Source organism: Solibacillus silvestris (genome assembly GCF_051967575.1).
Classification (GTDB): Bacteria; Bacillota; Bacilli; order Bacillales_A; family Planococcaceae; genus Solibacillus; species Solibacillus silvestris_B.
The window spans coordinates 19,805-43,049 of record NZ_JBQCJW010000007.1; the positions used below are offsets into that span (position 1 = coordinate 19,805).

The following is a 23,245-nucleotide window of genomic DNA, read 5'->3' on the forward strand; positions in this document are numbered from 1 at the left end:
GATATTTCAGTTAAATAGACGGGAGGAACAGTGTGGATTTTAATAAGAAGACAAAACGTAATATCGTATTGCTTTGGGTTTTTACGGGTCTGCCTCTCATGCTCGTACTATATTTCCTATTTCCAAATCAACCGGTTGACTGGGGGATTTTTGTTTATTTAATCATTTTTGCCCTTATTACGACCGCCATTCCATTCCAAGTCGGAAATACGACAATTATTCTTTCGCAATGGGTCACACTAGCTGCCTTCTTGCTGTATGGTGCCGGTGCTGAAATGGTTATTGTTCAATTAGGGATTTTGCCGATTATTTATCAAATGAGGAATCGTCAAGATGCGCTTTACAGAATCATATTTATTTCATGGATGTTTGTTTACACATCGTTTGCCGCTGCAGGCATTGTACATTTATTTGGTTTTGAGGTCGGCAACACGAATTTGTTGAACTTGCTCAGTTACGGGTCTTTGTTCGTCATACTGCACTTATTCGTGAACCATACGATTTTGTATGTGCGCGACAGATTAGTCGGGATCGAGGAGAAATTTTTCAGCGATCATGCGAAATGGGATTATAGTAGTGTTGTCATTACATTGCCTTTTGCCATTGCTCTAGTAATTATGATCAATGAAGTGGGAATGCCTGCGATTTTCCTGCTCGGAATTCCTTTTATTGTTATTACTTATGTTGTCAGAATGTACAATACTTCGGAAAGGGTCAACTATTCATTAAGTAAAGCGAGCGCGTTCGGGCATGAGCTGGCGGATCGATTAAGCACCCAGCAAATTATGGAGTTATTTATGCACCGGGTGAGCGAGCTTTTTGCGCATGATGCGATGTATATTGTCGACCATATTCAAGGGGAATATGTCATTCTCCGTGCCAGAATCGATGGAGAAGATCGTGATGTGCTCACACAATCCGGGTCGATACGAAAATCATTTATTCATTATTGTTTTCAAACAGAGGATAAACAGGTTTATGGAAGTGCAAAAGACTGGGGGAAAGAAGCGCCTGATTTCCTGCCTTCTGATATGAATAGCGTCATGATTGTTCCTATTCACCGAAATCAAAAGACAGAAGGGGTAGTCATTTTAACGGCCCGCAAGAAAAATGCATTTGAAAAGTATCAAATGGATATCGTGCATTTGCTGTCCACATATTTTGCAGTGTCACTGGAAAAAGCCAAGTATTTGAATGCGGCTGTAGAGAAAAGCGAAACATGTGCATTGACGGGTCTTTATAATTACCGCTATTTGGATAAGATACTTTTGATGGAACAAGATCGCATTGAAGCAAATCCGCACTTGCAATTTTCTTTATTAATGATGGATATTGATCATTTCAAACGGATTAATGACACATATGGCCATCATGCGGGAAATATTGTGCTGAAGGACTTTGCGAAGCTGCTGGAAAGCTTTGTTCCAAAAGGCGCAGTACTGGCGCGTTATGGAGGAGAGGAGTTTGTTATGCTCATTCCTCATAAAGACAAACAGGAGGCAACAAAATTGGGTGAACATATTCGCCGTAAAGTGGAAAATACACCGTTCTTAATTGAGACGGATTTAGCGGAAGCTGCCCGCGAAGAGATTATTTTTATAACCGTAAGTATCGGTGTGTCCAATGTGCCGGAGGATACCGAAGAAACGAAAGGGCTTTTGCGAAATGCCGATCGTGCTCTTTATATCGGGGCGAAACAGGCTGGGCGGAATAAAGTTGCGGAATATGTGAGATGATGAGACCCCTAAATATTTTGTTTTTAGGTTAATTATAGATTTTATAATTGTGGGTAACTTTGCGAGGAAGTGTTGTCCCCGTACAGGCAAAACGCGCCAACTTACCGGACTATTAGATCCCTTCGTGCAAAAGGATGGCACTGAAAATCCCCCGGGAAATCCAGGCGTATTTTAAGGGAAGCGGCGAGACTTTTAGAAGAGGCTGATTTCCGTAATTTGAGATGAAGAGTGGCCGCCATTAACGGTTTGGAGACCAGTTTAATTACTCGCTCTAATAAATAGACGGAAAAATTCCCTTTAATTAAAAAATAGAATCAAAAACAGCCTAAATAGAAGGAAAAACTCCGGCTATTGATCCGAAAAATACGAAAAGGGAGGGTTTTCCTTTGCATAACCGGAAATTCTCCCCTTAATTACCCCGAAGCAAGGCCTATTGCGCAAATAAGCGGAAAACCTCCGCTTATTTATTTCTCTCATCATTAAATTAAGAGCCGGAATCTCTGTCAGTAAAGATGAATTTTGTCCAATAAGACCATTTCCGGAAAATAGTTTTAATATTATTACTGCTTTTCAAACACATTACAGCCGGATTTAGAAAATAGTGTAAAAGAAGTTTTAGAGTATTGAAACAAGATGGCTGTTTCCTGATTATTGCAGAGGTGTACAAAATTAATTATCATATGAAAACCTTTAAAAGTAATGAAGATATGGAGCAGCTGTTTAAAAAATTGGGGTTCAACAAAGTGGAATTCTATGTAACTTCGAATAAAAAGTGGATATGTATTCAAGGGATTAAATAATGTGGAAAATAAATCAACATGAGGTTGGAACAAAACAAAAAATATCAACTTTTTAATAAAGTACATTCTCTATTATAAAGAAATATCTGCTTCTGTTCCAACCACTTTTTTGTAAAAGCCTTTCTTTTGCTTCATGAGTAGTTCAGGCTTTACTTTAATTGGCGGAAAACTTCTTCACTTTCTCCAGTGCGTCAAGCAGCTTCACTGTAACGACATCCGATTCTTCGATGTGCTCTTGAAGAACGGTGTTTGTTTCGTCGAAAATGGAAGTTGATCGTTTAAAGTTGTTTAAGACGTCCTCATTGGAAAGCTTTTGGTTTTTAATCAAACTTAATAATGCTTTAATCTCACTTTGGACATCCTCAATCATTACTAGCAAACCATCAATTTTCTCGGATGTTTCGGAAGTTGTTTGGATGCCTTGCTCGACAATATGCATATTGCTTTTTGTGTTCTCGGAAACTTTTTGGATTTGCAATTGTGTATCCTTTGTGAGGCTTACAATGTTTTCTGCACTATGCTTTGTGCTTTCCGCCAGCTTTCTCACTTCTTCTGCCACGACAGCAAATCCTTTTCCATGCTCCCCTGCTCTTGCAGCCTCGATCGAAGCGTTTAATGCGAGCAGGTTCGTCTGGTTGGAGATATTGCTTATGACCGTTACGATATCTTCAATTTCTTTTGAGCGATGGCTTAATTCATTCATATTAATGGAAGTTTTTTTTGATTCGTTTCCTAAATCATCGATGATCGTTTTAACTGCGGAAACGGCTTCGCGACTCCCTTGGGATACTTTCACCATGTTTTCGGATACTTCGATCAATTTACTTCCTTTATTAAGTGCATCATCGGAAATTTCATTGGATTGAATTGTACTATTCTCCACTTGGTTGAACTCTGTGAGAATATCTTTCACCATTTCACCTAATGTAATATGTTGGCTATTTACTTTATCATGCTGTTCAATTGTGGAAATCAGTTCTTTATGTAAATCATTTAAAAAAATTTGAAAGGCATGATCTTTTTCGTCTAATGTTGCATTTAAATCATCAATCTTTTTCTTAAATAAATCAATATCCTCTTTTTTCGTTGTAAACACTGATAGCATAGCCAATCCTCCATAAGATGTATTTTAAATGTGCCTTTATAGTGAAAGTATACCATATATTTACTGTAAATAGGTTAAAGCGAATTAATTATTGATTATGAAAAACGGATCATTCATTTTCGGTTCATATCGTTATTATTGAAAGCGGAATTTGTGGAGATGATGGAATATTGCGTTAAATCATACTATTTTTATAAGAATTAATGTATGATGGAAATACAATCTTTCAAGGTTGAGAAAATCTTTATAAACAGCTTGCAGGAAAATCGGGGGAATGGAATATGGCAAAAATTTATGTGATTCATGAGAATGATGATTGGACACGTCATTTAGTGAACCGCCTTGAGGAACTGAATTTACCGTATGAAGCATGGCATTTGGACGAAGGGATGGTCAATTTAACGACGGTCCCTCCAGAAGGTGTATTTTATAATCGTATGAGTGCATCATCACATACACGTGACCATCGATACGCACCGGAATTGACAGGTGCGGTATTGGATTGGCTAGAATTCCACGGCAGAAAAGTGCTGAATGGCAGCAACGCGCTTCGTTTAGAGTTAAGCAAGGTGAAGCAATATACCGCACTTGAAAAACAAGGGATAAGAACAGCGAAAACGATAGCGGCAGTTGGAAAAGAGCAAATTGTTGAAGCTGCTAAAGCATTGGATATCGTACCGTTTATTACGAAGCATAATCGTGCCGGAAAAGGGCTCGGTGTACAGCTATTTTATTCGATCGCTGCATTGGAGGAGCATTTGGCGAAGTCGGATTATGATGAGCCGGTAGATGGGATTGTGCTTATTCAGGAATATATTGAGTCGCCTGATTCGTTCATTACACGTGTTGAATTTATCGGCGGAGAGTATTTTTATTCGGTGCAAGTCGATACATCGGAAGGATTCGAACTATGCCCGGCAGATGCATGCCAAATTGGCGAATTGTACTGTCCGGCAGGCGAGGAGCCAAAAGAGCAGCGCGCGAAATTTGAAATTGTTGAAAATGGAGAAACAGAGCTGCTTGAAAACTATGCGGCCTTCTTGAAAAATAGCGGAATTGACGTTGCGGGCATTGAATTTATCCGCAATGCAAAAGGGGAGATATTCACGTATGATGTGAACACGAATACAAATTACAATGCAGATGCAGAAGCGAAGGAAGGAAAATTTGCAATGCTGCAGCTTGCAAAATTTTTAGCGCAAGAGCTGGAAAAAGTGACGGCACAAATTGTGAATGAAAAGTGAGCATGAAATATAAAACGTCCAATGAGGGGAAACTGAACCACTTCCCCCATTGGACGTTTTTTGATCTTCATTTATGCTTTTTATGCTGCTTCATTCGTTTCACTAAAAAGCCGCCTTTGAATGACTTTGGCTCATAGGAAATAATGAATGCAGTCGGTTCGTGATGCTGCACAAGCATGAACAATTCTTTCTCGCGATTCCGTTTCGTTAAAATTTCGTATTTATAACGCTGGCTGTCGCGCCCTTCCCCTACATATGTCGTCAAGGCAAAACCTTCGTCGCGAATAACTTTTATCAATTCTTCGTTGCGGCTTTGCGTATTGATCGTCACGTAAATATAACCAATCGCAAGCTTCTGCTCAATGCGTGTCCCGATAATGATCCCAAGACCAAACCCGACCGCATAGACGACCATTGCGAGGAAGCCTTGATCTCCGCTGAATACGAGCGAAAGCCCAAATACATAAATGAGCATCTCGACAATTCCGATAAGCGAGGCGAGCATCGTAATATTCTTCACCAGGAAAATTGTGCGCAGCGTAAACAAAGGGACATAAAGCAGCTGCAGTAAAAGTATTAGTAAAATTTCTTTCATTGAAATCGAATCCTTTTCTCAAATAGTATGCTCATCATAATACGGCAGGTGTTTTCAAAGCAATCGAAACGCATAGGAAATGACGGGATGTCCTATAAATAAAATTACCAAAATTTTAAAGGGAAAAAGTCCAATATTTTGGTTTACCCGAGCCGTTGCATTGGCAAACATAAACTTAAAACAAATTTAAATTCAGAAGAGGCGACTAAATATATGGAGCAACAGTATAAAGGCACAAATAAAATGATTATAGGCATTGTATTTGGCGTTATTACATTTTGGCTGTTTGCGCAGGCGATGGTAAATGTTGTGCCTGCTGTTCAGGAAGATTTGGGTATTTCACTTGGAACGATAAATATTGCGATTAGTTTGTCGGCTTTATTTTCGGGGATGTTTATTGTGGCGGCAGGCGGACTTGCGGATAAGATTGGCCGCAAGAAAATCGCTGTTATTGGGTATATATTAAGCATTGTTGGCTCGCTTTGTCTAGTTTTGACCAAAGGAGCGATTTTGCTGATCATTGGCCGTATTATTATTGGGCTTTCGACAGCTTGCATTATGCCTTCGACGATCGCATTAATCAAAGCTTATTTTGAAGATGCAGCGGCTGCAACCGGAATTATTATTAATGTTATTTTCGGTGTGCTTTCAATTTTGGCGGTAATTATGTTAGTGCCGAAAAATGCTGGCAAAGTTACCGAACGAACAGAAAGGCGATAAAATAATATAAGATAGTAGGTTTTATTTTACTAGCCCGATTGCTTATAAATCTAATTTTGAAGAGGTGCAAAATGATGAAAAGCCAATTAATGGAGATGCTGCAAGCCCGCAAAGAAGAAATCATTGCAATTCGCAGACATTTACATGAATATCCGGAAATCTCTTTTAAAGAAGAGAAAACAGCGCAATATATTCTCGACTTCTATAAAGGAAAAGACGTCGAAATCCAATCAAACACAGGAAACGGCTATGGAATTATTGTTACGATTAAAGGCGGGAAGCGTGGCAAAAATATCGGGCTTCGCGCAGATTTTGATGCACTGCCAATTATCGAGGAAGCCGATGTGCCATTCAAATCGAAAAATGAAGGTGTCATGCATGCATGCGGGCACGACGGGCATACCGCTTATTTGTTAGTGTTGGCGGATTGCCTGATACAGCTGAAAGAACATATCCCCGGGACGATAAAAATAATCCACCAACATGCAGAAGAGGTTCCGCCGGGTGGTGCAAAAAGTATCGTCGAATCGGGCGTTTTGGATGATTTGGACAATATTTTTGGTATTCACTTATTGCCGATGGGCGAAGCAGGGGTAGTAGGCTATCATGCAGGGTATTCATTCAATGGGAGAGCATATTTGAAGCTGAAAATTCAAGGCAGGGGGGGACATGGTTCATCCCCGCATCTGGCGAATGATGCGATTGTCGCGGGGGCGCACTTTGTCATTGCCGCCCAAACGATTATTAGCCGCCGCTTAAGCCCTTTTGAAATAGGTGTAATTACGATTGGCTCTTTTGATGGAAAAGGGACATTTAATGTGATTAAAGACAGTGTCGAGCTTGAAGGGGATATACGCTATATGACAAACGAGACGAAAGAAACGATTGAAAAAGAAGTAAAGCGTCTTATAAAAGGGCTCGAGGAACAATTTGGCGTGACATGCGAATATACGTATGCAAATGATTACCCGCCATTATACAATGATCCGGGGCTGACGGAAAAAGTTGCGCAATATTTAAAAAATGCGAATGATGAACATATAAAAGAGGTGAAGGAGTTTCCGGCAATGGCCCCTTCGGAAGACTTTGCCTACTATGCGGAAAAATTCCCTTCCTGCTTTTTCTATATTGGCTGTACACCGAAAGGAGTGGAAAAACCATATTTCAACCATCATCCTAAATTCGACATCGATGAGGAAGCGCTCCTTGTAGCGGCTAAAGCAGTAGGTCATGTCGTTTGTGGGTATTATGAATTAGATTAATATAAAGGGATGCTTCCGCTATTGGTGGACGATGCGGAGGCAATATGGTTGAAATTATGTATTAGGTCTATTTTCGTATAATCAGAAAAAATTTTGGTGATTATTTTGCGTTACATGTATATATTTTTGCTATTGTAAATGTAATTCCTATTTAATTAGGAAAAAGAAAAGGTGATTGGCAGTGCACTTGTTTTCCTTTAGCTGCTGATTTCTGTATAATTACATAGAGCAGACAGTGTATTATACTCCATTTAAATAAATAGAGAGAGAAGTTGATGAAATGACCATTCTTATAGTGGACGATAACCAAGTGAATCTCTTTGTTATCGAGAAAATCTTGAAAAGTGATGGTTATGATAATTTTGTCTCGGTGCAATCGGCAAAAGAAATGTTTGACTATTTAGATCCATCCAATGCACCTAAATGCAACGAGATAAATGTCATTTTACTAGATGTCATGATGCCGGAGATGGATGGCATTGAAGCTTGCCGTATTTTAAAACAAAACCCGCAATGGAAAGATATTCAGGTGATATTTGTGACAGCGCTTGAAGACAAAGTGAAATTGTCAGAAGCTTTGGACGTTGGGGGCATTGATTACATAACAAAACCTATTAATCGGGTGGAACTACTAGCTCGGATACGTGTCGGAAAGCGTCTGAAATCAGAGCTTGACTGGCATACAAACCAAGAGAAAATCCTCCAAATGGAGCTCGATTTAGCGGCGCGCGTCCAGCAAAGTTTATTAAGTCCGCCCGTTCAGCAACCGAATATTGCGATTGCGGCATCGTATTTGCCATCATCGAATTTAGCAGGGGATTTATATTATTGGGACAAGCTCGATGAACACCGGTATGCAGTAATGCTGCTGGACATGATGGGGCATGGCGTTTCGGCGTCCTTAGTATGCATGTATATTTCCTCGGTGCTGCGGGAGGCGATCAAAAAGCTGACAAAGCCCGAGCTTGTTATCGCGGAGCTAAATCGCTATATGAACTTGCTGCAAAATGATAAAGAAAATTTATTGTATTACTTTACCGGTGTGTATTTTATTGTTGATACGAAGGAAAAAACAGTGGAATATGTTAATGCCGGGCATCCAACAGGGTATGCGCTCGTGGATGGGAAAAAAACTGTCCCCATTACGCAAACGAGCTATGCGGTAGGATTCGTCGAGAATATTAAAGTTGAAAAAGAAATCATTCATTTTGATTCATCGATTCAAATCGTATTGTTTACAGATGGGGTGCTGGAGGCAATGGGTCCATGTGATATCACGTCTACAAAAGAACTTTGCAAGATTGCGAGTGAAACATGGTCAATGGATGTACCGCCGATTGACTATTTAGTAGATAAAGATCTTCAGCAAAACCAGCCGGATGATATGTGCGTACTATTATTGCAGGCGAAAAGCTAATGGAAAAAAGGCAACACGATTTTTATAGTCGTGCTGCCTTTTTAAATCAAATTTTCTTCTGATAAATGCGTTCTGCTGCGTTGACGGTGCGGTATTTCGTTGCCAATGCAGTGAATTGCAATGTTTCCTTATCGCCTAGACCTAGAAAGCCATTTTGTGCCAGGCTGTTATAAAATAAGTCGTGCACACCATTTTGAAGCTCAGGCGTGAAATAAATAAGCACATTGCGGCAAATAATAATGTCAAACTCCTGAAACGATTGATCTGTCGCTAAGTTATGCTGCGCAAATATAATATTTTCACGTAAATACGGATGGAACGAAGCGTAGCAATTATCGGTTTTATAGTATTGCGAAAAGCCTTCTGTACCGCCGGCAAGCATATAGTTTTTCGTATATGCTTGCATTTTATGGAGGGGGAAGGCTCCTTCTTGCGCTTTTTTGAGCACCTCTTCATTCATATCGGTCGCATACATTACCGTGCGCCCGAGCAGTCCTTCCTCTTGCAGTAAGATCGCCATTGAATATACTTCTTCGCCTGTGGCACAGCCAGCATGCCAAATCCTTATTTTATCGAGCTGGTGAAGCTGTGGCACAATATGCTCGCGGAACACTCTGAAGAAGGAGGGATCCCGGAACATTTCGGTCACATTAATCGAAAAATCATTGAGCAGCACTTTTAATAGCTGCTCGTCGTAAATAATGGATTCAGTCAATCGGGAAATCGTCGGAATATTATTGATGCGCATACGATGCTCAACTCTTCGCAATATCGATTGTTGATTGTATTTCCGGAAATCAAACCCGGATAATGTATATACCGCCTCTAATAGCAAACGTACTTCCAGCTTTTTCTTATCCATTTTGTATACGTTCCCCGCTTGTAAGCCATACCGTCAATACGGAGAATAATTGGTCTAAATTTAAAGGCTTACTAATATAATCGGATGCGCCCACTTCAAATGCGCGATCACGGTCCTGCTTCATCGCTTTTGCCGTCAATGCAATAATCGGCAGCTCTGTCAGCTGTAAATCATTGCGAATACGCTCCATTGTTTCATATCCATCCATTTCAGGCATCATAATATCCATCAATACTGCATCAACTCGAGTGGCCGTCTGCAAAATGTTCAAGCATTCAACACCATTCGAAGCTTCCAAAATATGAACGCCTTTTTGTTCAAGTGCTTGGCGCAATGCATAAATATTGCGGTAATCGTCATCAACAATCAAAATATGCTTTTCGTCGAATACCGTTTTCGCCACCTCCAACGGAATTGCCGGAATGGCTTCCGTGAATACGGCTTCCTGTTCAGCAAGAGCCAATTGCGGGATATTTCCTTCAGGCAAGTTCGGTAAATATACTGTAAACGTACTGCCTTGCCCTTCAGTACTTTTCAATGTAATCCAGCCACCTAAGAGCTTCGTCACTTCACGGCAAATCGATAAGCCTAAGCCCGTACCGCCATATTTGCGGACAGTTGCCCCGTCAGCTTGCTGGAAAGATTCAAACACAATGTTTTGCTTATTTTTTGGAATGCCGATGCCTGTATCTGTCACACTAACTGAAAGCCATGCATCACTGAACTGTTTCATGGAAGGGGTCACTTTTGCTTGCTCTACCTTCACATTGACCGAACCTTCTTCTGTGAACTTCAAAGCATTCGACAGCAGATTATTCAATATTTGATGGAATCGCTTTACATCTGTATGGAATGTTTGCCCTATATTATCCGCCACATCCACTGTTAATTCGAGCTCTTTTTGTTTTGCGATTGGCAAGAATAGATTATGAATATGCTGCGGTATGCCGAAAACATCCATTTCGCTAAACCATAAATCCATTTTGCCTGCCTCGACTTTTGATAAGTCTAAAATATCGTTAATGAGGCTCAATAAATCCTCGCCTGAATCATGGATAACTTTCGCATATTCCAGCTCGTCTTCGGATAAGCGGTTGTCATGATTTTCCGAAAGCATCTCGGACAATATTAAAATACTATTGAGCGGTGTGCGTAATTCATGGGACATATTCGCCAAAAACTCGGATTTATAGTTGGAGCTTTGGCGCAGTTGTTCGGCGCTTTGCTTCAGCTCGACTTGCGCTTTTTCAAGTGCATGCGTTTTTTGTTCCGCATCACGGGTGCGCTCTTCCAACCGCTCATTAATTGTCGTAAGTTCCTCTGTTTGCATTTTCAATTCTTCCGATTGGGTTTGAAGCTCTTCCGACTGCACTTGCAATTCTTCCGTCATCGTCTGGGATTCATTTAAAAGTCGAATAATCTCCATGCGCCCGATGATGCTGTTAATCGTCACACCTAAATGCAGAATCACTTCTTTGATCAGATTACGGTGCTGTTCACTATATTTTTTTAACGAGGCCAATTCCAAAACGGCTACAACTTCTCTTCCGAATAATACCGGCACAATGATACCGTTCGCAATCGGGATATTTCCTAAAGCCGTCTCGAGATAGTGGAAGCTGTTTTCCTTGTTTTCATAGCTTAGTATGCGCTTTTCTTTTACACTTTGCCCGATGAAGCCTTGTCCGACAATAATGCTGTCACGGCCCACATCTTCGCCTGTTTCGGCAAAAGAGGCAATTTTATTGAACCGGGAATGATTCCGTACATCCTGAATATAAAATGCGCCATATACCGAATGTGTGCGGGTCGTCACTGAATTCAGCAGAACTTCTCCCAATTCATCAAGTGTATTCACCCCTTGGTAGGCAGTCACAATTTCAGCCAAACTCGTCTGGAACCATTGACGGTCCTCCATCGTTGCAAGGAGCGTGTTCGTCGCAATGACGAGATCTTTTACTTCATCATTCGTCCTTGCCACTAAACGCTTCCTTTTTTCGCCTTTGGATGCGTTCATCTCATGGATGGCATCTGTTACTTCAGTAATCGACCCGGCAATATTGCGTGAAATAATTGTGAAAACGATGATTGTCACAGTTGCGATTAACGATAATATCGCAAAAAGACTGAACGTTAATTTTGTGTTTTTGTCATTGAGCGCCGACACATGGTGCTGGATCGCTTCAGTTTCGATATTGCGGTACGTTGTGAACTTTTGCTGCAACTCGCTGATCGCTACATTGCTTTGTTCTCCGTGGAATATCGAAAGCACCTGATCTCTGTCCTCGCTTAACGCCGCTGCCAATAAAGGCTGTCCGATTTCGTTGATCCACTCCGTTATGCTGCTGTATAAAATGTCAAGCTGGTCTTGGCGGTTTGAGTAATCCTGCATTACCCCTTCCAATTCATCATAGACAAGTTCCCAGGATGCCGCCTCTTCATAATATTTGTCTAAATACTTTTCCTCATTTGCGATTAAATAACGCTGCAGCGATGATTCCATATTGACGATTTTACGCTCCAACCTGTTTGAGATGGTGCGCATATTGGAATCGTATTTGATGACTTCATTCCGCTCATTTTGCAGGCCCGTAATTTGATTATTTAGGACAATTGCCGAAATGGCTAAACAGCAAATGAGAATGATATAGCCACTCGTAATTTTAAAGCCGATGCCCATTCTTCGTTTTTTGTTCATTTTGATCCTACCTTTATATTAAATCTCTCCTGCTAAGTATACTATAGTTTAACAGGCTATACGAATATGGGGAATTGAAGATTGAAAAGCATGGTTAATTTGGCTTTTCTGCACGCACTGACATGAATTACCCGAGCTGCTAAACGACAATTCAGCGGGGGATGAAGCGTCTCCCGCTGAATGAAGGTTGTCGATACAATTATTTCAAAATTATTTAAACCTTATCGATTTTTCCATAAATCCCTCCGCCGCCACCGGTAATGGCCAGTTGCCCCTTTCTTGCCAAATCGATTGTTATGGCGAGTTTTTCAGGGATGGCCTCCTTTAATTCTTCCAACGAAGCTTCATGCAATATATTCATCTCCGTGCCGAACGCATCAAGCATTTTTTCAATTGTTTTCGAGCCGATGCCCGGTATGAAATCAAGCGGAATTTGGTGGATATAAGGGGGTCTTTTAACTTTCTGGAACGGTGCATCGGTTAATTCGCGTATTCTTTTCGATACACCTTTAATGAGCTGTTCTTTTCCGCAATATGGACAGCGGGTATGCCCATCTTCCAGTATTTGTTCGCCACAGCTCGTACAGACAGTTTCGTAATATTTGCCGAGCAGCGGATTTAGCCCGTAATTGGCGACAATGGCTCTTCCTTCTTTTTGGTGGAGCGCTTTCCTCAATTCCTCAAAATTGGCATCTGCAACTTTGATTTTTTGATATTCGCGGGCAAGCTTTCCGAGGGAGTGGGCATCTGAATTCGTTACGAAACTATAAGGCCCCAATTCACTCATCCCTTTTACCATCGTTGTATCCGAGCTTAGCCCGAGTTCAATCCCATCAATTAGGTCAGGATCGAAAACTTCGGATAAACTTTTTTTCACGCCTTTGCCAAAAAGGCTTTTAAACGGTGTGAAAACATGGGCCGGTATGAACAGACCATTTAGTTCACGCACTTTTTGTTGCAATGTGCGTCCATCACAATAAGTGCGCTGCGAGCTTAAATGAATATTTTTTTGATGGGCACGCATCCAGTTTGAAAATTCCTTCATCTTTTCGATTGTAGGAATATAGCACAGTACGTGGATCGGTCCATGACAATGCTCATCATAAATTTCGATTTCCGAACCTAAAATAAGCGTCGTCTTTTTAAAGCGTACACCGCCATCAATCAGTTCCTCCGCTTTTTGTTCATGAATAAGCTGTTCAATCTCTTCAATGACTTCAGGTGAATGGCAATCGATAATCCCGATTAAATCCAGGCCTTTTCTTGAAGTGGCGGTTTCCAATATATTTGCGAGCGTCAAATTTTTGCTTCCCGTGATTTTTACTGCACGCCCTTTTTCCGTCCGCCCAATATGTATATGTAAATCCGCATATATTTCCTTCAGCATTCGAACACGTCCTTAAAAGTATAGTTATAAAGAGAATACCCGAAAATTGAAGAATTGTTGCAGCGGAACGCAAATAAATTGAAGACGAAAAATAAATAGTATAGTCGATTTACAAAATTCCTTTCATCGCTTCCCATTTCTCCATCGCAGCGTCTTCATCAAACGTGCTTAAAATCCGGTAATTTTCGTCGTCCAAAATCCGGTAATGCTTGCTTAAATGATTCTGCTGGAGGCGGTGTTTTTTATGCTCGTCAATATTTTTCCACCAAACATATCCGCCTAGCGTTTTTTCCCTTGGGGTAATGATGACTTCATGTGCAGTCAATTCAATCACCTCCATCGGATCACCGCCAATCCGGCTTTGCAATGTTTCGCTATGGCGGAAAAGGGCGCATATCGCAATCGTTGTCGTCCAATTTGCGAGGATGCGGCCTTTCTCTATTTGAACAAGCGTCTTTTTTGAAATGCCTAAAACTTCGGCCATTTTATCTTGTGTATATTTATTTTCTGTTCGTATGAGCTTCAGACTGTCAGACGTCATTTGCGTAATGAATTCTCTGTCCATCCAATCACCTCGTCTACTATTATATTTTATTAAAAAAATAGCCCTAACAATATCGTCAAGGCTACTTTAAAACATGCACTTAATCGGCTTTCCCTTTACTTAAAAGCTTATTTGAAATTACAAGCCCGACCGCACCGATCAAAATAAATAAAATCGAACGGATAAGAATATCAAGTGCGGATAAATCAAAGAAAATCATTTTGATTATCCCGAAAAACAATAGGACAATGCCGACTAATTTCAGCTGCCTGTAGTTTCGTTTTGCTGCTAAAAAGAGCGATAAACAAGCAATGAGGAAAATCGAAACAGTATTAAAAATAACAGCTGTGCTCCAATTAATGAGCTCATGAAAATTCATGAAATGTGTTGCATTAAAGAACCAAACGATTGAAACAAACATGCCTGCAAGCGTGATTTGCTCCGTGTATCGCGCGAAAAGAGTTTCGTGATTTTTGAAAATCCTGCCATGCTTCCATAAATCCGCCACAATCATCCAGAAAATCGCAATATATAAAATGCGGATTATGAGCGCAACTGTAACTGCCTGTTCATCAATCCATATCGTCGACAGTAAAACGAGTGCCGCAAATCCGTAGATTCCAGCAGCAAGGACTGGAAGCAGTCGGCCAATCAATGCACGGCTTCCGATAAGAACAGCCGTAAAGCCGATCGCAATAGCACTAAACACGAAATACGAAGTGAAATGGAGCGGCATGTATGCCCAGTCCAATTTCCAAATGTAAAGAAGGGCGACCATATATAAAAGACATGGGTAAAAATCCTCTAAACCGAGCAGCCGGTTTTTGTTATCGACCGGCGTACGCTTATATTGGCGAAGTATCCAGTATAATGCGACGAGCATAACGATGACGAGCACAATAGTCAAATGCTCTATAGAGAAAAATGGCTGAACTATATAAAACATAAGAACGAAAAGTGAAAGCATCGAAAATGTAATACCCTGCACCCATTTCATGAATACAATTGCATGCTTCAACGCAAGGGTCAACCCTGCGAATGACACGAGAATCATTAAAAGCAGCATGACTTCGCTTGAAATATTGAGCTGTGCAATAATGTTCAATATTGCGATTGCACATAAAGTACCGAACATATCGATTAATAGTCGATCCCCGCGTTTGAATGCGATGTATAAAGAACTTGCCAATATCCCGAGCAAGACAATGAGCACAATGACGAGTGTGGCCTCTTTTTGCAGAAGCATCACGTTTACCAGTGATAAAACAATGACAGTAAAGCTAAATAGCATACTCGCATTTCTCTTGCTTTTGCTAGAATATAAATGTAAAAAGCTTCCTGTAAAGATGCTGTACAACGCAACAGCAGAGAATGCGAAAAATACTGCATGCCCGCTATGGAATGCTGAAACGATCCCAAGCGCCAAAACCGAAAAAGCCATCCCGATATAGAGTGCTTTGCGCTGTGCATGCTTCCAAATAACAACTTGCACAACAGCGAAGAGCAGCAAGACGAAAATCCCGATAATAAGTGCGCTGAATTTCATATATTCAAGTAAATACGGCAGCAGTAATGATGTCAATACAACGAGCGCGGTCAATGCTTCGTTGCCTTTTACATAACTGATCAATACACCATACACAATGTAGGCAAGCGCGACAATGAGTGCAACATACAAATGAAGGACATCATATAAAATGGCACCCGCAGCCGTCACTAAAATTCCGACAATGAAAGCACCGCCATAAAGCGATAAGGCGACAACCCGTGAGCCTTTTTGTTTTTTCTCCATTAAAAATGCACATATACCGAGACCGATTGATAACGCAAAGCCGGCGATTATTTTTACGCTGTCCGATAAAAAGCCGTAATCGCTCACAAGCTTCAAGCCCCACAGAATACCGAGCACTAAAATGACCATAAAAATTCTTGGCAATGCCCTTGTAAATGTTTCTTCAAGTGAGCGTTTTTCCTTTTTAGGCGCGGTTTTTTCATGAACTGCAGATGGATCTTTTTGAACGAGCGGTTTTGGCTGAACGATCGCTTTTGGAGCCTCTTTTTTAATGGTTGCAATTTGCCCGATCGTTGCATGCTCTTTTAAATGCTGCACTTCTGCACGCAATGTGCGGAGTTCCCGTTCCAATGCAGCAATCCGTTCCAGCATCTCTGAATCTTTTTCCATACAATTCACCTCTCTCAATGAAAGTAATGATATTCGATTAGTGTAATTTTACACTTTGAATCAATGCATGTAAAATGTTTTCCGGAAATTCCTTCTTTTGTATGTATTAAAGAACGGGCAAGTAGTCCAGAGGAAATAAATCCATTAATTACGAATAAGGACATAAAAAAATAAAAAAACTACATCCCTTATTGTTGGACAGTATCCATTAATAGGGACGCAGCTTTATAAATGATCAAATAGTCGAAGCTTGTTTTATATGAAGGGCATTATTCAATGCATTTTCGAATGTCGCAGTGAGCTGCTGGCTAATGCTTGCTTGTGGCGCAAAGCTTTCGAAGCCGTGGAAGCCACCAGGGTATAAGTGGAATTCTGTCGGTACATCGCTTTGGCGAAGTTTTTGAACATACGTAATCGTTTCATCTCTGAATGGATCTAAATCGCCGATGCATGTGAAAGTAGGCGGCAAATCCGAGTAATCCTCTGCACGCGCGGGCGCAGCATAAATCGGCACATCATCCGCATCTTTCAGATCACCTAAATACATATCCCATGCAGCGCGATTTCCAGCACCGTTCCAAACGCGTTCATCTGTGATCTCTTCGTTTGAAGCTGTGTTGCAACGATCGTCAATCATTGGGTAAAGAGGGAATTGAGCTGCAATCTTTGGTCCTTTGCGATCACGTGCAAGCAATGTTAGAGCGGCAGTCAATCCGCCACCAGCGCTCGCCCCAACAACGACAATTCGTTCTGGATCCACATTCAATTCGTCCGCATGTTCGGCAAACCATTTCAGACCAGAGTAGCAGTCTTCAATCGGTGCCGGATATGGATGTTCCGGCGCCAAGCGGTAATCGACATTCACAACAACGCAATTAAATTGCTCAGCATAGTGCTCACAGCTTTGACTAAACATTTCCGCAGTACCTAAAATATAGCCCCCGCCATGAATATAATAGATGCCCGGCAAAACATCCGCCTGATTTTTAGGGCGATGGATTAAAACGCGTACATCAGGATTCCCGTCAGTCCCGGGCACGATTTTTTCGATTGTCTCCACATTTGGCGATTCGGGAGCATTTGGTTGGCTTATTTGCTCCGCGATGCCGGCACGGATATCTTTAAGTGATTGCAGTGAAATCGGCATTTTAGGCATTAAAGCAAAAATTTCTTTTAACTCTGGATGAACTTTTTTTTCCATAATACATCTACCCCTTTTTGAAAGCTTAATTGAAGCATTTTACAATGAATTATATTAGGCGCGAACTGTATATTATGTATAAAAAAGAGAAAAAATTTATTTGTACTCCATGAACGAAGAAAAAAGTACATAAAAGTTCTCTTCAAAAAAATAATTTGGTAGTATAAATTTAAATATTGCATCATAGGGGGTTATATGAGTAATTTAATTATATTTTTATGCATATTTTTGATTCTATTGATCATTTTTATAAAGACATTCCGTTCATTTACATCACAGCTTTACTTGCGCAGAAAGATAAAAAAAGGCTTGCGTCAAAATAAAAGCGAAATTTATGAAGCAAGAGGGAATAAGCAGCAGCTTTTCGAAATTCACAAGCGCGTTTACAACTATGTTACCTATAGACCGAATCGATTAATTGCGCCGATGAACAGAAGGAAATTCGAACAAAAGGCGAATAATGAATTGAATCGAATGGTCAGAAACCCGTTCACAAAATTATTTTCCGCTGTATTGACATTTTCAAAAGGCGTATTCGCATTTGCCTTTTTGGTGGCGACTGTCTTTTCAGGTGCGATTGTCGTTGATGAAGTAAAAGCTTCCTCGCTAACTTTGCCGACGATTAATAAAGATACACAGTTAAAGCTTAATGTCGATTTGGAAGACAAAATTGATTCACTTGTAACATATTTGCTGAATAGCGAAAATAAGATGAAAAGCTTCAACTTTCAGGAGCTGGCGAATGAAGCAGTTATTCCCGTTTATGATGTGAAAGACTATCCGCAAGCTGTAACGAATGTTGAGCAATTAGGGCAAGCGATCGCACATCATATGTCCCAGTTCGAAAACAGGTTCACGGTGTATTATGAAGGGGAATCGGCGGATTTCGAGAGCATTGTCGATCAAGTATATACATGGCTGCAGGTGAATGAACCGTATTTATGGGCAGTGATGGGCGATTTCTCGACACGCGCAAAATCTTACGGAAACACGATCGAATGGCAAGCAACGGTAAATTATGATTTGACGGCTGAAGAAAATGCGATCGTTCTGGGGAAAATCGAGCAAATTATCAATACCGTGCCGCAAGGTGCAACAGAGGCGGAAAAAGTGAAATTTGTGAATGATTATTTAGTCGTGCATACGAAATACAATTTGGATAGCAAGGCAAATCCCCATACACCGTATTCCATTTTAGTTAATGGGGAAGGGGTATGCGAAGGGTATGCATTAGCGGCATTATTAATGCTGGAGGCTCTTCACATTGAAGCGAAATATGTCGTCGGAAATGCTGGGGGTCCCCATGCCTGGAATCTGGTGAAGGTGGATGGGCAGTGGTACCACTTGGATACAACATGGAATGACCCATTGCCGGATCAAGGGGAAAAAGTTCATTACCAGTATTTTTTAATTACCGATGAAAAAATGTCGGACGACCATGAGTGGATTGAATCCGATTATCCAAAAACTGCAATCAACAACTATCTTTAAAATTTGGATAAGCATAAAAATACCAAGTGAAACATTGTCACTATTCGACATGGCACTTGGTATTTTTTTATTATATAGTTGCTACTTTCCTAAATTATTCGCCTTAATGCCGTCCGGATTTGATCGCAAGTAACTGCCATCCTCAAAGCCGCCATTACGGTAATAGCCTTCGACAAATGTGCCGTCTTGTTTAATATAGCTATCAACATAGTGCGGCTGGACAAAATGGAGCTTAGGCTTCGGCATTTCATATTGCTGTGCTTGTGTCAATGGGTCGGGATGCTGGAAAATTGCTGCGTTATTACTGAAAGCGGGTGGCTGATCCATTGATGAATAACCGTTGTAATCGATTGTTTGCGGTATGTCCATTTGCTCATATTGCGTGACATCGCCTTGCTGTAAAAAATCAAATTGCTGAAACATGCAGTTGTCCTCCTAATGATTGTATAAATTGTTCGATTTGAGCGATTTCTCTTTTTAGCTGTTGCTCGTCCTGCAATGCCAATTTTTCGGTCTTTTGCATTTGTTCGAATACTTGCTGCTGTTGCTCCTGAATCATTGCTGTTGTTTCGTCTGCAACTTGCATAATGGATTTGCGAACATATTGCTCCATTTTAAAAGTAAAGTTTTTCCGCAGTGCCTGCATTTGCTGTGACGCTTCGTTTTTCAGGACAGGCATCTTTTCTTCAATTTGCTTCTCCTGCATTTTTTTCGATAAAAAGGGCATTCCGAATGCTGCAACGACTGGAACCAAAATAGGTGCCGTCAACAGCAATACCGAACTGGCACTACCTATAATGAGTCCTGACTTCAATGTCGGGTCCATCCCTTTTTCAAAATCGAGCTGCAACATGTCATCAAATTCAAATTGCACATGGCGTTGCTGGATATGGACACTTTGTTCATATGTCGTTGTTAAAGCTTCCGAAATTTGATGCTCCAGCTTGGCAAATAGCAGCTGAAGCTGTGGCGTATATGTTTCGATCCATGTTTTCATCTGGTATTTGATGAATAGCGGCAACTCTCTTTCAAAAAAGTTTTCGATGTTGCCACTTTGGAATAAATCCATTTTTTCCTCGATTCGACGTGCAAGACCAGCAAAAAAGTAATCAATAGATTTATGCATCATCATTAATATAATCGTTTGCTGTTCATTGATATACTGTGTAAGTTCACCATTCCGGGCTGTTTCACTTTCTTTCCACGCTTTCATTTGTGCAAGCTTTTGTGCATGGATGGAAGCATCTTCGGCACATAAATTATGGAGCAGCACTAACTGCTCGGCGATTTGTGTTTTCAATTGCTGCAAGCGAATTGTGTAACGGCGATTTTTTTCCTGTTGGCGCGACCCGCTCGCACACATGTCCTTCAGTTTTTGTTCAACTACTCCAAAATTCGAAAGGGCATAAAGCTCCTCATCATCTGCCATTTTTGCTTCGAGGGCTTCCTTTGCGGAAATCGGATAGACGAACACTTCCTCCAAACCGAGCGCCATTTTTAATCGCATCGTTAAAATTTGTGTCGCTTCTTCTATTTGTTCTTCGTCGATTTGATCCACAAAATTCGCGATGAAAATAATGCGGTCGATCCCTTGTTTCAATAACCCATTTTGCAAAAATTCGATTTCGGTTCTATTGAGAGGCTTATGCATTTGCAGCATAAAAAATACAACGTCCGCATGCGGAATAAATGAATACGTAATTTCTGAACGCAGCTCATTGACATCATTCAATCCAGGTGTATCAATAATCAGAATTTCGTCTTTTAACAGGGGGGCGTCCATGCCGATGCGAATGTGTTCGATTTTGCTTGCGTCATCTATTTCGTTGGCGGCGAATTGTGTCAGTGCATGTTCGCTAAACGGAAGAACTCGTTCTTCTGTATTCGAATAATGTACAGCAATTGTTGGCTCTTCAGCATAGTAAATTGCATTAATCGTAGCAGTAGTCGGTATGATCCCTGTCGGCAGCAAGGGGATGCCTAGCAATGCATTCACAAAGCTTGATTTCCCGTGGTTAAATTCGCCAATAACGACGATTGTATAGTCGTTGCTGTCGATATCTTGCTGCAATTCTTCCAGTTTTTTCAGTTCGCGGTTAAACTCGTATTTCTTTGCAATATTCATCAATTGCTGCAGCTGTAATGAAAAGTCTGCTGTCATAAGCTCCATATTACACCTCTAGCTTCATATATTTATCAATGCTTGTTTTTATGTGCTGCTGGCCACGCTCAACTACTAATATATCGCGGTTTAATTGGGCGATTTTTTGCTCGATTTCCTGTTGTTCCGTTTCGGCCATTTTTAGTGCACGTTGATTGCGTTTCCGTTCATCCGCAATTTGCGTTTCGACCATCTTTTTCACTTGGCCAATCATTCTTTTCAGCTGTTCATGCATCTCGCTTTCAAAGTTCGATACATTAGAATTAATATGTACCGAGTAGCGTTCCATCACTTGGCTGCGCATCTTTGCTTTCACATCCACAGGGCGGCGATCACCGAATAGTTTATCGCGGACCCAAGTCACCATCCCGCCGAAAAAGCCCCCGTAAGATTCTTTATATTCAAAGCTGCTAAATTCAGTATTCCAATTTGTGGACGATTGTGAATGGCTGAAAGAAATCGTATTTTTAATTTGGTGCAGCTCCTGTTTAAAGTTATTTAAATTTTGATTGAATAAACTTTGCATAACTTGCTCCAATTTTTGCACTGTTTTCTTCGGTATTGCAGATTCCAATTTACCTGTGCGGCGTTCAATTTCAAGTTTAATTTCAGCTTGATCGGCAGTTGACGTATAGAGTTCATCCAATGTGCTAAGCGCAATTTCGCTAATAGTCGTCAGCTCGCTATGATACCAATTTTTAAGTGACTGAACATGCAAACCGATTTGGCTTGTTGCCACGTCCATATTGTTGCGCATTTTTTGTTCAAGTTGAACGAGTTTTTGTTCTAGCATTTTAATCTCATTCGCACTGCGGTTAGTAGCATTTTGCAGCATTGAACGCTCATATTGCAAATGCTCTGCCAAAAAGGCATCGATCGTTTCGTCATACATCGCACGGAGCTTTACGAGTTTTTCGAAGCCTGTATCATAGGCCAGAAAATGATCCAAATCTTGTTCAAACTGGGGTATGCCTGTTTGTTCCAATGTTAAAAGCGGCTTACGGCGGCGGCGACCTGATGCTTCTGTTGTACCGATATGATGCAGCAGTGCATGCTGGGCCGAAATTAAATAAATTTTAGGATCGGCTACTAGTCCTGCAAGCTGGTCTTTAATATAGTCAATCGCTGTTTGTTCATCAATATTGTTTTCAAGCAAATCTTTGAAGTTTACAACAAAAAAGATTTTATGTAAATGCTCATCCAAAATACGGCTTAAAAATACTTTATCAGATTCAGAAAACGGCTTTGTCGCATTTAAAATAAATATTGCGGCATCACTGCGCGGAATATAGTGTGTTGTGATCGCTTCACGCGCAGCATCAAAGTCATTTGTACCTGGACTGTCAATAATCGTAATATTATTTTTGCAAAAATCTGTTGGAAAACCGAGTACTGCCTCGCGAATTTCGGAGATTTCCTTTTTCTCCTTTTCGATGCCAAGCAAGTTGCCGAGCAAACTCGGTTTCGAATCTGGGGCGACGATACTTTTAAATTGTTCTTCCGTCATTTGTTTTGTCGTGCCATCGCGGTATACAATCGAATAGCTCTTTACTGGCGCATACGAAATTTTATTGAGCATCGCCGTCGTTGGGTTAATCGAAGACGGCAAAAAGCGTTCGCGCAACAGCGCATTGATCAACGTGGATTTGCCGTTCGAAAATTCCCCGACAACGATGATTTCAAAGCTATCCCGTGCAATGATGGATTCGATATGTTCAAATTGTTCTTTTAATGTTGAAACATCATAAAATTGTGCAAGTTGCTTAAGAGTTTTAACCTCCTCTTGGAAGCTGTGCAATGTTTCTTTATACAGTTCAATACTTTTATTCATTGGGAATAT

17 protein-coding genes are annotated in these 23,245 nt (G+C 40.8%); 6 read left to right on the forward strand and 11 right to left on the reverse strand.

What is annotated here, in order from left to right; genetic code table 11:
• Window positions 1-32 precede the first annotated feature (32 nt).
• Window positions 33-1,736, forward strand: coding sequence for a sensor domain-containing diguanylate cyclase (locus ACTHOQ_RS06305; RefSeq protein WP_440494908.1), 1,704 nt, complete (start codon window positions 33-35; stop codon window positions 1,734-1,736).
• A gap of 954 nt (window positions 1,737-2,690) precedes the next feature.
• On the opposite strand, the gene ACTHOQ_RS06310 is transcribed toward ACTHOQ_RS06305, so the two are convergent.
• Window positions 2,691-3,641 carry a methyl-accepting chemotaxis protein gene (locus ACTHOQ_RS06310; protein WP_440494909.1) on the reverse strand — a complete coding sequence of 317 codons (951 nt, stop codon included), beginning with the start codon at window positions 3,639-3,641 and terminating at the stop codon, window positions 2,691-2,693.
• 281 nt (window positions 3,642-3,922) lie between these two features.
• Here ACTHOQ_RS06310 and ACTHOQ_RS06315 point away from each other — a divergent pair, with 281 nt between their 5' ends.
• Window positions 3,923-4,885 (forward strand): ATP-grasp domain-containing protein, encoded by a 963-nt coding sequence (locus ACTHOQ_RS06315; RefSeq protein ID WP_440494910.1) that lies wholly within the window; start codon window positions 3,923-3,925, stop codon window positions 4,883-4,885.
• Between the two features lie 67 nt (window positions 4,886-4,952).
• Here ACTHOQ_RS06315 and ACTHOQ_RS06320 read toward each other — a convergent pair whose 3' ends face one another.
• Window positions 4,953-5,480, reverse strand: a complete 528-nt coding sequence (locus ACTHOQ_RS06320; RefSeq protein ID WP_440494911.1) for a DUF2179 domain-containing protein — start codon at window positions 5,478-5,480, stop codon at window positions 4,953-4,955.
• A gap of 213 nt (window positions 5,481-5,693) precedes the next feature.
• Between ACTHOQ_RS06320 and ACTHOQ_RS06325 the strand changes: the two genes are divergently transcribed.
• The 3 genes from ACTHOQ_RS06325 (at window position 5,694) to ACTHOQ_RS06335 (ending at window position 8,879) form a co-directional block, all read left to right on the forward strand.
• On the forward strand, window positions 5,694-6,200 hold the full coding sequence (locus ACTHOQ_RS06325; RefSeq protein ID WP_440494912.1) for an MFS transporter: 507 nt from the start codon (window positions 5,694-5,696) through the stop codon (window positions 6,198-6,200).
• A gap of 74 nt (window positions 6,201-6,274) precedes the next feature.
• On the forward strand, window positions 6,275-7,462 hold the full coding sequence (locus tag ACTHOQ_RS06330; protein WP_440495077.1) for an amidohydrolase: 1,188 nt from the start codon (window positions 6,275-6,277) through the stop codon (window positions 7,460-7,462).
• Window positions 7,463-7,742: 280 nt separating this feature from the next.
• Window positions 7,743-8,879 (forward strand): SpoIIE family protein phosphatase, encoded by a 1,137-nt coding sequence (locus ACTHOQ_RS06335; RefSeq protein WP_440494913.1) that lies wholly within the window; start codon window positions 7,743-7,745, stop codon window positions 8,877-8,879.
• A 46-nt stretch (window positions 8,880-8,925) separates the two neighbouring features.
• On the opposite strand, the gene ACTHOQ_RS06340 is transcribed toward ACTHOQ_RS06335, so the two are convergent.
• The 6 genes from ACTHOQ_RS06340 to ACTHOQ_RS06365 all read right to left on the reverse strand — a co-directional run bounded on the left by ACTHOQ_RS06340 (window position 8,926) and on the right by ACTHOQ_RS06365 (window position 17,753).
• Window positions 8,926-9,741 (reverse strand): CheR family methyltransferase, encoded by an 816-nt coding sequence (locus ACTHOQ_RS06340; protein WP_440494915.1) that lies wholly within the window; start codon window positions 9,739-9,741, stop codon window positions 8,926-8,928.
• Window positions 9,734-12,439: an ATP-binding protein gene (locus tag ACTHOQ_RS06345; RefSeq protein ID WP_440494917.1), complete on the reverse strand. Its 2,706-nt coding sequence runs from the start codon at window positions 12,437-12,439 to the stop codon at window positions 9,734-9,736. Before ACTHOQ_RS06345 ends, ACTHOQ_RS06340 begins: the two co-directional genes overlap by 8 nt.
• Before the next feature lie 214 nt (window positions 12,440-12,653).
• Window positions 12,654-13,823, reverse strand: coding sequence for an endonuclease Q family protein (locus tag ACTHOQ_RS06350; protein WP_440495078.1), 1,170 nt, complete (start codon window positions 13,821-13,823; stop codon window positions 12,654-12,656).
• Window positions 13,824-13,935: 112 nt separating this feature from the next.
• Window positions 13,936-14,391 carry a helix-turn-helix transcriptional regulator gene (locus ACTHOQ_RS06355; protein WP_440494919.1) on the reverse strand — a complete coding sequence of 152 codons (456 nt, stop codon included), beginning with the start codon at window positions 14,389-14,391 and terminating at the stop codon, window positions 13,936-13,938.
• 79 nt (window positions 14,392-14,470) lie between these two features.
• Window positions 14,471-16,552, reverse strand: coding sequence for a DUF2339 domain-containing protein (locus ACTHOQ_RS06360; protein WP_440494921.1), 2,082 nt, complete (start codon window positions 16,550-16,552; stop codon window positions 14,471-14,473).
• 235 nt (window positions 16,553-16,787) lie between these two features.
• Window positions 16,788-17,753, reverse strand: coding sequence for an alpha/beta hydrolase (locus ACTHOQ_RS06365; RefSeq protein WP_440494922.1), 966 nt, complete (start codon window positions 17,751-17,753; stop codon window positions 16,788-16,790).
• A gap of 195 nt (window positions 17,754-17,948) precedes the next feature.
• Between ACTHOQ_RS06365 and ACTHOQ_RS06370 the strand changes: the two genes are divergently transcribed.
• Entirely contained in the window at window positions 17,949-19,244 is a 1,296-nt protein-coding gene (locus ACTHOQ_RS06370) for a transglutaminase domain-containing protein (protein WP_440494923.1), read from the forward strand.
• An 81-nt stretch (window positions 19,245-19,325) separates the two neighbouring features.
• Here the strand turns inward: ACTHOQ_RS06370 and ACTHOQ_RS06375 are convergent, their stop codons facing one another.
• From ACTHOQ_RS06375 to ACTHOQ_RS06385, 3 genes are read right to left on the reverse strand one after another with little or no spacing between them, the layout of a single operon-like run.
• Window positions 19,326-19,667: a DUF3892 domain-containing protein gene (locus ACTHOQ_RS06375; RefSeq protein ID WP_440494924.1), complete on the reverse strand. Its 342-nt coding sequence runs from the start codon at window positions 19,665-19,667 to the stop codon at window positions 19,326-19,328.
• A complete protein-coding gene (locus ACTHOQ_RS06380; protein ID WP_440494925.1) occupies window positions 19,651-21,414 on the reverse strand; it encodes a dynamin family protein in 1,764 nt (587 codons plus the stop codon). Before ACTHOQ_RS06380 ends, ACTHOQ_RS06375 begins: the two co-directional genes overlap by 17 nt.
• A 1-nt stretch (window position 21,415) precedes the next feature.
• On the reverse strand, window positions 21,416-23,236 hold the full coding sequence (locus tag ACTHOQ_RS06385) for a dynamin family protein (protein ID WP_440494926.1): 1,821 nt from the start codon (window positions 23,234-23,236) through the stop codon (window positions 21,416-21,418).
• Window positions 23,237-23,245: the final 9 nt, after the last annotated feature.